This is a genomic window from Nonomuraea sp. NPDC050451 (genome assembly GCF_044458585.1).
The window spans coordinates 1278356-1290098 of record NZ_JBITHZ010000001.1 but is presented as its reverse complement, the minus strand read 5'-3'; the positions used below and the strand labels follow the sequence as shown (position 1 = coordinate 1290098).

Annotated in this window: 16 protein-coding genes; 8 read left to right on the top strand and 8 right to left on the bottom strand. The window is 71.8% G+C overall.

Going from position 1 to position 11743, the window contains the following annotated elements:
* Positions 1–96 precede the first annotated feature (96 nt).
* Genes ACIBI9_RS06035 through ACIBI9_RS06010 form a run of 6 tightly spaced genes read right to left on the bottom strand, consistent with a single transcriptional unit; the run spans position 97 to position 5323 of the window.
* The gene (locus tag ACIBI9_RS06035; protein ID WP_397220806.1) at positions 97–1032 is read right to left on the bottom strand and encodes a hypothetical protein; all 936 of its coding nucleotides are present in this window, start codon (positions 1030–1032) and stop codon (positions 97–99) included.
* Positions 1029–1241, bottom strand: coding sequence for a heavy-metal-associated domain-containing protein (locus ACIBI9_RS06030; protein WP_397220805.1), 213 nt, complete (start codon positions 1239–1241; stop codon positions 1029–1031). The genes ACIBI9_RS06035 and ACIBI9_RS06030 overlap by 4 nt, the downstream gene beginning before the upstream one ends.
* A gap of 28 nt (positions 1242–1269) precedes the next feature.
* Complete coding sequence (locus tag ACIBI9_RS06025; protein WP_397220804.1) at positions 1270–1551, bottom strand: metal-sensitive transcriptional regulator; 282 nt, start codon at positions 1549–1551, stop codon at positions 1270–1272.
* 48 nt (positions 1552–1599) lie between these two features.
* Entirely contained in the window at positions 1600–3882 is a 2283-nt protein-coding gene (locus tag ACIBI9_RS06020; RefSeq protein WP_397220803.1) for a xanthine dehydrogenase family protein molybdopterin-binding subunit, read from the bottom strand.
* Positions 3879–4841, bottom strand: a complete 963-nt coding sequence (locus tag ACIBI9_RS06015; protein WP_397220802.1) for an FAD binding domain-containing protein — start codon at positions 4839–4841, stop codon at positions 3879–3881. The genes ACIBI9_RS06020 and ACIBI9_RS06015 overlap by 4 nt, the downstream gene beginning before the upstream one ends.
* Entirely contained in the window at positions 4838–5323 is a 486-nt protein-coding gene (locus tag ACIBI9_RS06010) for a 2Fe-2S iron-sulfur cluster-binding protein (protein ID WP_397220801.1), read from the bottom strand. The genes ACIBI9_RS06015 and ACIBI9_RS06010 overlap by 4 nt, the downstream gene beginning before the upstream one ends.
* Positions 5324–5430: 107 nt before the next feature.
* On the opposite strand from ACIBI9_RS06010, the gene ACIBI9_RS06005 reads away from it, so the two are divergent.
* The 6 genes from ACIBI9_RS06005 to ACIBI9_RS05980 all read left to right on the top strand — a co-directional run bounded on the left by ACIBI9_RS06005 (position 5431) and on the right by ACIBI9_RS05980 (position 9200).
* Positions 5431–5805, top strand: a complete 375-nt coding sequence (locus ACIBI9_RS06005) for a BlaI/MecI/CopY family transcriptional regulator (RefSeq protein ID WP_387559214.1) — start codon at positions 5431–5433, stop codon at positions 5803–5805.
* Positions 5802–6749 carry a M56 family metallopeptidase gene (locus ACIBI9_RS06000; RefSeq protein ID WP_397220800.1) on the top strand — a complete coding sequence of 316 codons (948 nt, stop codon included), beginning with the start codon at positions 5802–5804 and terminating at the stop codon, positions 6747–6749. The genes ACIBI9_RS06005 and ACIBI9_RS06000 overlap by 4 nt, the downstream gene beginning before the upstream one ends.
* An 85-nt stretch (positions 6750–6834) precedes the next feature.
* Complete coding sequence (locus tag ACIBI9_RS05995; RefSeq protein ID WP_397220799.1) at positions 6835–7368, top strand: transglutaminase domain-containing protein; 534 nt, start codon at positions 6835–6837, stop codon at positions 7366–7368.
* Positions 7368–8036 (top strand): PolC-type DNA polymerase III, encoded by a 669-nt coding sequence (locus tag ACIBI9_RS05990; RefSeq protein ID WP_397220798.1) that lies wholly within the window; start codon positions 7368–7370, stop codon positions 8034–8036. Before ACIBI9_RS05995 ends, ACIBI9_RS05990 begins: the two co-directional genes overlap by 1 nt.
* A gap of 69 nt (positions 8037–8105) precedes the next feature.
* The gene (locus ACIBI9_RS05985) at positions 8106–8624 is read left to right on the top strand and encodes an EXLDI protein (protein WP_397220797.1); all 519 of its coding nucleotides are present in this window, start codon (positions 8106–8108) and stop codon (positions 8622–8624) included.
* Between the two features lie 39 nt (positions 8625–8663).
* Entirely contained in the window at positions 8664–9200 is a 537-nt protein-coding gene (locus tag ACIBI9_RS05980) for a DUF1707 domain-containing protein (RefSeq protein WP_397220796.1), read from the top strand.
* 4 nt (positions 9201–9204) lie between these two features.
* Here ACIBI9_RS05980 and ACIBI9_RS05975 read toward each other — a convergent pair whose 3' ends face one another.
* Positions 9205–9960 carry a ZIP family metal transporter gene (locus ACIBI9_RS05975; RefSeq protein ID WP_397220795.1) on the bottom strand — a complete coding sequence of 252 codons (756 nt, stop codon included), beginning with the start codon at positions 9958–9960 and terminating at the stop codon, positions 9205–9207.
* An 80-nt stretch (positions 9961–10040) separates the two neighbouring features.
* Here ACIBI9_RS05975 and ACIBI9_RS05970 point away from each other — a divergent pair, with 80 nt between their 5' ends.
* A complete protein-coding gene (locus ACIBI9_RS05970; RefSeq protein WP_397220794.1) occupies positions 10041–10328 on the top strand; it encodes a hypothetical protein in 288 nt (95 codons plus the stop codon).
* Positions 10329–10337: 9 nt separating this feature from the next.
* Here the strand turns inward: ACIBI9_RS05970 and ACIBI9_RS05965 are convergent, their stop codons facing one another.
* Positions 10338–11105: an IclR family transcriptional regulator gene (locus tag ACIBI9_RS05965; protein ID WP_397220793.1), complete on the bottom strand. Its 768-nt coding sequence runs from the start codon at positions 11103–11105 to the stop codon at positions 10338–10340.
* A 147-nt stretch (positions 11106–11252) separates the two neighbouring features.
* Between ACIBI9_RS05965 and ACIBI9_RS05960 the strand changes: the two genes are divergently transcribed.
* Positions 11253–11711 (top strand): hypothetical protein, encoded by a 459-nt coding sequence (locus tag ACIBI9_RS05960; protein WP_397220792.1) that lies wholly within the window; start codon positions 11253–11255, stop codon positions 11709–11711.
* Positions 11712–11743: the final 32 nt, after the last annotated feature.

Here is an 11743-nt window from a genome sequence, read left to right as displayed (position 1 = left end):
ATCCGGTTCGCGCAGGACGCGCAGGTCATGCCACCGATCGACAGCTCGACGGATCTGTCCTGGGCCAGGGAAGTCATCACCCCTCCTTTTCCTGAATCAGTGCGTGTGGGCGCTGGTGCTCGGGTGGGCCGGTCCGGCACCGGTCGCCCGGGCGGTGAAGTCCGCGGTGCGGACCTTGCCGTCATGCTGGAAGTCCAAAAACAGCCGGTAGTCACCGCCGCTGGGCACCTCCGCGTAGAAGGTGATCTCCGGCCCCGCCTTGACACTGTCCTCCGGATGCACGTGCAGGTAGGCCAGATCACCGGCCCGCAACGCCACCAGATGCCCGTACGCCCCCAGATACCGCTGCAGATCGGTCACCGGCTTGCCGTCCTTGCTCACGCTCAGCGTCAGCCTGCTCGCCTGCCCCGGCACGAGATCACCCTGCAGGGACACCGTGTAGCCGTCCACCTCAGCCGTACGAGCCACCCGGGCAAGAGGCTGCGGCGTGTAGTCGCCCGCGACCAGCAGATCCGCACCCAACGTCAGACCACTCCCCCCGGCAGGAACGAAATCGGCGAAAGCCCGATAAGCGCCCGGATCATCCAGCGTCAGCTTCACCGACCACACACCATCAGCGGCCATCTCCGGATGCACATGCTGGAATGACCCCAAGTCCCGCGACACCACGATGAAATGCAGCTTCTTGTCATGCTCGACCTGATAATCGGTCACCGGCCTGCCGTCAGGACCCGTCACCGTGAAACGGAAATCCGTCGGCTCACCGGCCTTGACGGTGGTCAACGGGGTCAGGGTGTAGCCACTCTGCGACACCTGAAGCCCCCCGGGGGTATTGTCCTGCGCTGCCGCGGTGGGCTCCGCATGACCGCCATGACTGTCGGCGGCGGCGGGAGTCGAATGGGTCGTCCCGTGTTCCGAAGCCGGAGCCGGGGCGGGGCCGACCTCCCCCACCGCGTTCCCGACCCCCAGGGCGCCGCCGAAGACGACGGCCAACCCCACGACGTAAGCACCCAGCCTGGTTGCCGCGTTCATACCGGACTCGCCACCTCATAGCCCGCTTCCTCCACGGCCGCAACGATCTCCGCCGCGTCCACCGGGCCGTCACTGTTCACGGTCAGCAGGCCACTGGCCAGGTCCACCTCCACCGAGGTGACCCCGGACACCCCACCGACCTCCTCCTCCACCGAACTCACACAGTGACCGCAGGTCATGCCCTTGACGGTGTAGATAGCGGTAGCCATAACGATCAACCCTCTCCAGTGATGTCCATCAAGAACGAACGAGCCGCGCGATCGCGTCGGAAGCCTCTTTGACCTTCGCCTGAGCCTCCGGCCCGCCCTGGGCGGCGGCATCGGCGACACAGTGGGCCAGATGATCCTCCAGCAAGGAGATCGCGACCGACTGCAGGGCACTGGTCGCCGCCGACACCTGCGTGAGGATGTCGATGCAGTACTTGTCGTCCTCGACCATCCGCTGCAGCCCCCGCACCTGACCCTCGATCCGGCGCAGCCGGCGCAGCTGGTCCTGCTTGTTGTCGCTGTATCCGACCATGTCTCCCCCTTTCCGACTCCTGCAACGTACCATACCCCCCTACCGTATTCAAACCATGAGTTTGTCCGGGGTGATGGGCAGGGATCGGACGCGTTTGCCGGTCGCGTGGTGGACGGCGTTGGCGACGGCGGCCGCCACGCCCACGATGCCGAGCTCGCCGATGCCCTTGGCGCCCAGCGGGGTCTGCGGGTCCGGCCGGTCGACGAAGCGGATGTCGATGTCGGGCACGTCGGCGTGCGTGGGCACGTGATAGTCGGCCAGGCTGTGGTTGACGATCAGGCCCGTACGCTCGTCGAGCAGCGCCTCCTCGGTCAGCGCCATGCCGATGCCCATGATGATCCCGCCGCGCATCTGGCCGGCGGCCTGCTTGGGGTTGACGATCCGGCCGCCGTCGAACGCCCCGGCCCAGCGCGTGACGCGCGTCTCGCCGGTGTCCTCGTCCACCCGCACCTCACAGAAGTGCGCGCCGTAGGAGTAGGTGCCGCGCTTGATCGTCTGGTACGGGAGCGCCGACTTTCCCTCCACCTCCACCGCGTCCAGCCCGGCCCTGGCCAGGATGCGCCCATAGGTCTCGCCTCCCCGGGGGCCGAACAGGCCGCCGTCGCGGGTCTCCACCTCCCCGGGCGACAGTCCGGCCAGGGGCGAACCGGTGCCGCGCGCCAGTTTCAGCAGCTCGCGGACGAGGTGGTCGCGGGCCGACCAGATGGCGGAGGCGAGCGTCGTGGTGGCGGCCGAGGCGCCGGGGATCCGGGTCCTGGCCACGTCGGAGTCGCCCTGTTCGAAGCGGACCCGGTCGAGGGGCAGGCCGAGCCGGTCGGCGGTGGCCTGGCTCTGCGCGGTCGAGGTGCCGGCGCCCAGTTCGTTGGTGCTGCTGCGGACGGTGACCGTGCCGTCGGCGGACAATCGGAGCTTGACTCCGGCGATGAGCACGGCATCCGGGTTGATCGCGGCGGCCATGCCGTACCCGATGAGCCAGCGGCCGTCGCGCATCGCGCGGGGTGCGGGCGGGCGCCGCGACCAGCCGAACGCGTCGGCGCCGAGGGTGTATGCCTCGCGCAGGTGGCGGCTGGTGAAGCGGTTGCCGGTGGTCGGGTCGAGGTCGGGCTCGTTGCGCAGGCGGAGTTCGAGCGGATCGAGGCCGAGCTTGCAGGCCAGCTCGTCCATGGCCGACTCCAGGGCGAAGGAGCCGGGCGCGACGCCGGGGCCGCGGAAGAAGGCGTTCTGGATGCGGTCCAGGCGTACCACCTGCTGGGCGCTGTGGAGGTTGGGGCAGGCGTACAGATGCCGGGAGGCGATGACCGCGGCCTCGGCGAACTCGTCGGCGCTGCACGACGACAGGGCGTGGTGTTCCAGCGCGGTGAGCCGCCCGGAGGCGTCGGCGCCGAGCGAGACGCGGCTGCGGGTCGGGGCCCGGCCACCGGTCATGGCGAACATGTCGGCGCGCGACAGGACGAGCCTGACGGGGCGGCCGGAGAGCCTGGCCGCTGCCACGGCGAGCCAGACGTGCGGCCAGGCCACGCTCTTGCCGCCGAAGCCGCCGCCGATGAACGGCGCGAGCACGCGGACGTTCTCCTCGGGCAGCGAGAACTTCCTGGCCAGCATCTCTTTTACCCCGTAGGGGTATTGCGAGGTGTCGTGGACGGTGAGCCGGTCGCCCTCCCAGTGGGCCACGGTGGCGTGCGGCTCCATCGCGTTGTGGTATTCGAGCGGCGTGGCGTACTCGGCCTCGACGGCGACCGCGGCCCGGGCAGTGCGAGGGTCGCCGATCCTGGTCACCGGTTCTTCCAGTACGGCGTGCGCGGGCGTGAAGGGCTTCTGCCCGGTCATCGACAGGGCGGCGGGCCAGCGCTCGTAGTCGGCGTGGATCAGGGAGGCCGCGTGCCTGGCCTGCTCCGGGGACTCGGCGACGACCACCGCGATGGGCTGGCCGTACCAGAAGATCTCGTCGGTGTTGAGCACGGGCAGGCTCATCGCGGCGGCGCCCAGCGGGCCACGGAGGGTGGCGTAGGCGCCGGTGCGCTTCATCGCGGGCGCGTTGTGGTGGGTCATCACGAGCAGCACGCCGGGCGCCGGAGGGATGTGGACGGTGGTGACGCGGCCTCTGGCGATGGTGCTGCCCACCACGACGGCGTGGACGAGGCCGGGGAGCCGGTGTTCGGCCGTGTAGCGGACGGCGCCCGCGGCCTTGGCGTGGCCGTCCAGCCTGTCGGCGGGGCGGCCCAGTTCGGCGCGCTGGTGAGCCAGGAGGTCGGGCTTCCCGTCGGGGAGGAGCCTGGCCAGCCTGGTCATCGCCTTGCTCGCGAGGGTGAAGCCGCGGGATGCGAGGGTCACGAGAGGGCTCCCTTCAGGGCCCGCCGGATCAGACGCCTGGCCAGCTCCGGCTTGAACGCGTTGTGCTCGCGCGGCCGCGCGTCCGCCAGGGCCAGCTCGGCGGCCTGGTCGATGAGGTGGTCGTCGAGCGAGGTGCCGGTCAGGAGCCGTTCGGCCTCGTACGCGCGCCACGGCTTGGGCGCGACCCCGCCCAGCGCGATGCGCACCCGGCTCGCCCGCCCGTTCTCCAGGTGGGTGAACACGGCCACGCTCACCAGCGCGAAGGCGTAACTGGCCCGATCGCGGACCTTCAGATAGACCGAGCGGCTGGGAGGGACGGGTGGCAGGTCGATCGACGTGACCAGCTCGCCCGGCTGGAGCACCGTCTCGACGTGCGGGGTGTCCCCGGGGAGGAGGTGGAAGTCCACCAGCGGCACGGGGTCGCGGCCGGCGATGTTGACCACGGCGTCGAGGGCGGCCAGGGCCACGCACATGTCCGACGGGTGCACGGCGATGCAGCTCTCGTCCGCGCCGAGGACGGCGTGCATGCGGTTGAAGCCGTCGAGGGCGTCGCAGCCGGCGCCCGGCTCGCGCTTGTTGCAGGCCGAGTGGGGGTCGTAGAAGTAGCCGCAGCGGGTGCGCTGCAGGAGGTTGCCGCCCACCGTCGCCCGGTTGCGCAGCTGGGGCGAGGCGCCGTTCAGGATGGCCTGGGACAGCAGCGGATAGCGGTCGCGGACCCGCCGGTCGGCGGCCACGCGCGTGTTGCGGGTCAGGGCGCCGATCCGCAGCCCGCCGCCGGGCAGGTCCTCGATTCCGGCCAGCGGCAGCCGGCCGATGTCCACCAGCCGTTCCGGCGTCTCGACGCCCGCGCGCATCAGGTCGACGAGGTTGGTGCCGCCCGCCAGGTATTTCGCCCCTTCGGCGGCGAGGGCGCGAGCCGACGCCGGGTCGGTGGCGGTGACGTAGGAGAACGGGTTCATCGGCCGGCCTCTCTCACGGCGGCGAGGATCCCGTTGTACGCGCCACACCGGCACAGGTTCCCGGCCAGCCGCTCCCTGATCTCGGCGTCCGTCAGGCTCGCCGCCGCCACGGCGCTCGGCACCCCCGCGTCGTACTCGGCGAGCATGGCGACCGCCGAGCAGATCTGCCCCGGCGTGCAGTAGCCGCACTGCAGGCCGTCGTGACGCACGAACGCCTCCCGCATCGCCCGCCCCGGCTCGCCGAGCCCCTCGATGGTCGTGATCTCCGCGTCCTGGCACTGGGCGGCCAGCACGAGGCAGGAGTTGACCCGCTCGCCGTCCACCAGCACCGTGCAGGCGCCGCAGGCCCCCTGGTCGCACCCCTTCTTCGTCCCGGTCAGGGCGAGGTGTTCGCGCAGACAGTCGAGCAGGCTGACGCGGGTGTCGAGCTCCAGCTCGTGCCGGCGGCCGTTCACCGACAACCGCACCTGTATGGATGGCATCCAAGACCTCTCTAACTCGTACACCTATGTACGGCTTACACGGCCGACTATACCCCTCCGCCGTATGGCATATCCTCGGCACTACGACCGTGGATAGCATTCGGGGCATGATGCGCGGCCTAGGAGAGCTCGAGTCCACCATCATGGAGCGGATGTGGGCCCGGCGGCAGCCTGCCTCCGTCCGGGACGTGCTGGAAGAACTGCAGCAGGAGCGCACCATCGCCTACACGACGGTCATGACGGTGATGGACAAGCTGCACACCAAGGGCCTGCTCAAGCGCGAGCCGGTCCGCCGCGCCTACATCTACGAGCCGGTCGCCTCCAAGGAGGCCTACACGGCCGACCTGATGCGGGCCGCGCTGGCCGGCAGCGGCAACCAGGCCGCCACGCTGGTGCACTTCCTCGAACGGCTCACCCCCGAGGAGGCGACCGCCCTGGAGGCGGCGCTGCAGGTGTTCCCGCCCAAGGGCGGGTCGGCGTGATCGCAGCCGCCGTCCTGGCGCTCTACACGGTGGTCGCCGCGATCTGGCTGCCGCGGCTGATGCGGACCGCGCGCTGGGCCGACCGGGCGCCCCGGCTGGCGATCGCGATGTGGCAGGCGGCCGGCGCCTCCGTGGTCGCCTCCGCCGTCCTGACCGCGTTCGCCTTCGCCGTGCCCGCCGACGTCGTGGGGCACGGGCTGGCCGGGTTGTTCGAGGTGTGCGCGGCGATGTTGTCGGACGGAGACGGTCTGACCGTGGCCGGCGCGGGCGCGCTCCTGGCCGCGGGCGCGGTGCTGGCACGCCTGCTCTCGTGCGGCGCCGCCGTCCTGGCCAGGGCGGGCATGGAACGACGTACGCACGCGGCGATGCTCGGCCTGCTCGGCCGGCGCGACCGCGACCTCGACGCGATCGTGCTCGACCACGACGAGCGGCTGGCGTACTGCCTGCCGGGCAGGCACGCCCAGACCGTCATCACCACCGGCGCCCTGCGCAGCCTCACTCCCGAGCAGGTCGCCGCCGTCCTGGCGCACGAGCGCGCCCACCTGCGCGGCAGACACCACCTGGCGCTCGCCGCGGCACACACTCTGGCCAGGGCGTTCCCGAGGGTGCCCGTGTTCGAGGCGGCCAAGGCGGAGATCGTCCGGTTGATCGAGCTCCTGGCCGACGATGTCGCGGCGCGGCGCCATCCCCGGGTGCAGATCGCCGCCGCGCTCGTCGGCCTGGCCACCGGCCGGGCGCCCGCGTTCGCGCTCGGCGCCGGCGGCGACACCGCACTCCTGCGCGTACGCCGCATGCTCAACCCCGCCTCCCCGCTCAAGCGCGTGGAGCGCCTGACCGGAGTGGCGAGCGTGGCCCTGCTGCTGAGCGGGCCGGCGGCGGTGGCGCTGGTGCCCGGCCTGGCCTCGTTCGTGGCCCACCACTGCCATTCCCTCCTCACCTTCTGAACCCGCGGCTCCGGAACCGCCCGGCCCGCTGCGCAGTGGGTTCTCTGCGTGGATGTGCGGACGGGCGACGGGGTACCGTCACCGCGTGGACGCGCCCGCTGCACGGATCGCCTTGTTCCTCGCCGTACGGAATGTCCCGTACGCCACCGACGGTGCCCATGACGCCGAAACGCTGATGACGGTCGGGCGCGGCGACTGCCTGGCCAAATCCGCCTACCTCATCGAGGGTTTCCGCGCGCTCGGCCACCAGGCCCGGCGGGTCCGGTGGCCGTACCACCTGCCGGACCGGCCGGAGGAGGTTCGGCTGCTGATCTCCCGGGAGGACGTGCACTCGGCCTGCGAGGTCCGCATCGGTGGCCGGTGGACGCTGGTGGACGCCACCCACGACCCCGCGCTGGCGGCCGCCGGGCTCACCGTGGCCGAATGGGACGGGCTGAGCGACACGGTGCCCGCCTACGAACCGCGCGGGCCGCTCTGGCGACCCGGCGACGGGCCCGAGCCGGTGCCGAACAACGGCGTGGCGGTGGCCGCCGACCTCGGCGAGCGCTACCGGCAGGCGTTCAACCGGTGGCTGCGGCACGTCCGCGCCGGCGGATTCGCTCAGGCGGGGAACAGCTGATGGAGGAACGGGGAGCGCTGTACGGCGACGCCGTTTTCACCCGCCACACCCTGGTCGTCATCGACTTCGAGGGGCTGACGCCACAAGGACGCCCCCTGGTGCCGGTCGAGGTGGGTGTGTGCGCCGTCAAGGCGAGCGGCGGCGACCTGGCCGAGGTGTGGCGGTTCGAGTCGTTGATGGCGCCACCGGCCGGCGTGCCCGTCACCCCGTGGGACGTGCGGCAGACCGGCATCACCGAGGCGATGCTCGCCACCGCGCCACCGGCCGAGCAGGTCATCGCCGCCCTCGACGACCGCCTGACGGCGCCGCCGTACCGGCTCGTCGCCCATCATGCCGCGACCGAGGCGGCGCTGATCGGCGGGCTGCGGGCGTGGTGCCCGCGGCTGGCCGCCGTCCCGCTGCTCGACACCGTACGGCTGGCCCGCCACCTGTATCCACGGTTGCCCTCCCACAGCCTGGACACCCTGCTCGCGCACCTGGGCATCCCCCGCCCGGCCGGCCGCCACCGGGCCCTGCCGGACGCCGAGGTGACGGTGCGGCTGCTGCGGCGCCTGCTGGCCGAGGGAGGCCGCACGCGCTGGCGGTCCCTGTACGACCTCGACGCCATCGGCGGCCTCGCGCCCAAACGACCACCACACCGGCCGAGCGAGCAGCCAGGCCTCTTCTGACCCGCGCAACCGGTTGCCACCAGGCCACCTTATACGTAGGCTTATACGTATAGACAGAGGAGGGCGATCATGGTGCGCAACACGACGATCGAGATCCCGGACGAGGACCTGCCGCTGCTGGAGCGGGCGCAGGACCTGGCCGGCGGCACGCCGGCGGCGGCGATCAGCGAGGCGCTGCGGCGCTACGTCGAGACGGAGGAGGGCCGCCGGCAGGGCTACGACGAGATCGTCATCCAGGTCGCCGGGGACGAGCGGCGATTTTCGGGGCTGCTGCTCGGCGAGTGGGGCCGCACCAGCCGCAGCGGGCGGGTGGAGACGTTCCGGGTGTACCGCTCCGGCGAGGGCACGTTCGTCCTGCACGTCGATCGGTCGCCCGACTGGCTGAGCGGCTCGGAGTCCGACGACGGGGTGACCACCTGGCTCGGCTACCTCGGCCTGGGCGAGACGAGCTGGAGCTTCGTGCCGGGCGATGCCACCGTGGAGGTCGTCGGCACGATCGAGGAGCTGCGCGGCAAGATCCCCGGCGAGTTCCACGACCGCATCGCCAGGATCGCCGAACGCCCGGTCGTCGAGGACCTCGACCTCTGACCGGCGAGCAGGCCACCCCGACCGAGCAGGAAGGCAACCATGGAACTCCGGACGCGAGTCTCCGACGGCGACCGTGACATGGTCGTCCAACGGCTTCAGCAGGCCTTCGCCGACGGCCGGCTCGGCTCCGCCGAGATGGAGGAGCGGCTCGAACTCGCGCTCACCGCCACCTCCCACGGCGACCTGGTGGCGGCGACCGCCGACCTGCCGGAGCTCCCGGACGAGACGGTGGAGCTGAGCTCCACCGGTGGCCGCATCAGGCGGGAGGGCGACTGGCAGGTCCCGCGCCGCTTGCGGATCGAGTCCGAGTACGGCCAGGTACGGCTGGATCTGTCCAGGGCCGTCATCGTGCATGCCGAGATCGAGATCGACCTCCGGCTCGCTTGCGGGTCCGCCACGATCGTCCTGCCGCGCGGCGCGACCGCGAACGCCGACGGGGTGCGCACCGAATGGGGCAGGGTGACCTGCGAGGCGCCGGGCCGGCCGCGTCCCGGCGCTCCGCATGTCCTGGTCACCGGGACGCTCCCCTACGGCCGGGTGCGGATTCGCGCTCCGCGCCGGTGGCTCGGCCGGTGAGGACTCACTCGACCAAGCGCTCGATGGCGAACGCCGCCAGGAACCCGATCGTCGTGATGAGCCCCGTGAGGGTGTGCGCGCGCTCGAAGGCCTCCGGGATCATCGTGTCGGCCACCATGGCGAGGATCGCGCCCGCCGCCACCCCCATGATCACCGCGGTGAACGCGGGCGATGCGGACTGCATGGTCAGATTGCCGAGCAGCGCCGCCAGGCCGCTGGCCAGCGCGATCCCTCCCCAGATGCCGAACACGTAGCGGGCGCCGCGGCCCGCGCGTTTCATCCCGGCGGCGCTGGAGAGCCCTTCGGGCACGTTCGAGATGAACACCGCGGCGAGCACGGCGAGCCCGATCTTCCCTCCGCCCACGAGGGACAGGCCGAGCACCACGGACTCGGGCACGCCGTCGAGCAGGGCGCCGATGGCGATCGCCGCGCCGCTCCCCTGCACGTCGGCCTCGCTCGGCTGCTGATCGCCCGAACGCTTGCGGTGCCGCGCGCCGTACCGGGCCAGCAGCGCGTTGGCCGCCACGTAGGCGCAGGCGCCGGCGAGGAAGCCGGCCGCAGCCGGTAAGAACCCGCCGGCGCGCTCGGCCTCGTCCATCAGCTCGAACGACAGCGCCGAGATCAGGACACCGGCCCCGAAGGCCATGATCATGGCGATCCAGCGCGCCGGGACTCGCACCGACCAGGCGATCACGGCCCCCAGGACCAGGGCCCCGCCGGCCACCAGCCCCCACATCCCCGCTTCCAGCCATTCGGGCATCGCCACACCTCCCACCTGCAGGACTGTACGCGCTGAGGGCTCCCCGCCCGGTTGGAGGGGCCGGCAGTAAACTGCCCGCCATGCGGCGATTGAGCAGTACGGTGGTCGTGGTGGCGGGGGACGGCGCCGCGGAGCTGGTCGCGGGCCTCGACAGACTGCACAACGTGCGGGCGATCCCACGGGGAGAGCTCCGGCCGGCCGAGGTGACGGAGATCGCGGGGCGCTCGGCGGCGACGTACGTCGTGCACGACGCCGATCCGCTGGCCGACGTGGCCGCCGCGTGGACGGCGTTCTTCGACGGCACGGGCGTGGTCCCCGACCGGGCGGGGCTGCCCGCCCCGCTCACCGATCTGGCCGGCACGGGCTGAGCGGAGGGCTCAAGAGCGCCGGTCCGGGGTTCCCCGCAGGGCGTTCTCGAGCCGGCCGGCCCAGCGCAGCGCGGTGGCCGCGAGCTCGGCCGTCCGGGGGGACAGGCGGACCCGCGGCCCGACGACCTGGACCGCCGCCGCCACCTCGCCGCGGAAGTCGCGGACCGGGGCGGCGACCGAGTACAGGCCGGGTTCGGCCTCCTCGTCGACGATCGAGTAGCCGCGCTCGCGGGTGACGGCGAGCCGCCGCAGGAAGTCGTCGACGCCGGCGGGCGTGTTCGGCCCGTGGCGGACGAAGTCGGTGCGCGCGAAGACCGCGGCGACCTCCTCGTCGTCGGCGTCGCTGAGCAGGACCTGCCCGCAGTCGCTGCAGTACGCCGGGTAGGGACGGCCGATCCAGGAGCCGACCTGCTTGCTCCCCTGGGGGACGCGTTCGGCGATCGTCACGGTCGTGTCGCCGACGAGGATGCCGAGATAGCAGCTCTCGCCGGTCTCGGCGGTCATGCCTTCCAGGGCGGTCTGCCCGTCGGTGCGCAGGCGGTGCGCGGTGAGCTCCTGGGCTCCGGCGTAGAGCCGCCAGTGCAGGGCCAGTGCCCGCGACCCGTTGCGCAGGACGAACTCCTCGTCACCCATGGCGGCCAGCCCCCGGGACAGCTGGCTGCGGTCGCGGCCCATGTCGCGGGCCAGGTCACTGATCGAGGTCCGGCCGCGCCCTTCCGCGGTCCGGCGCGCGAGCGCCGTCAGAACGTCAAGGCCCTTGCCCACGCTCGATTCCATGAACCCCTCAGCCACGTCGCACGCCCGCTGACACCTTACTGCGTCTGCACTCTTCATAAATTGTGCAGCATTTACATCTTCCCATGCACTATATGCACGTCTAGCATCTCTCCAACGGCTCCACCGCGAGAAGGGACGGCGAAAGCCATGTCCACGACGATGACCTCCACACCCCACGAGCAGGCCTGCGCGGCGGCCCGGCGCCGTCCGGTCCGGGCGATCAAGGTGTACTGGCCCGTCTCGCGTCAGACGCTGGCAGCCATGGCCGCCGGAGACGTCGCCGCCCTGGAGGCGGACCCGTCCCTGGGCGAACTGCTCCACGTCCTGGAGACCTCGCCGGAGGTCGGGGACTTCGGGCTCTACACCGACGTGTTCGAGGTGGGCATCGGCGCCGAGGGGTTCACCGCGGTCCACGGCGCCACGCCGACCCTGGGCGCGATCGGAGCCCGCTCCCTGTCCCCCACGCTCACCTTCACCACCTACATCGACGCCTCCGCCACAGACGACGAGGTGTCGTGGGTCCTGTCCCGCATCATGGACGCCCATCCCTGGGAGGTCCCGGTCATCGAGCTCTCCGCACCCCTGGATCTCGTCCTCCGGGCCTGATCAGCGGCTCGCCCCCTTCCCTTCATGAGGAC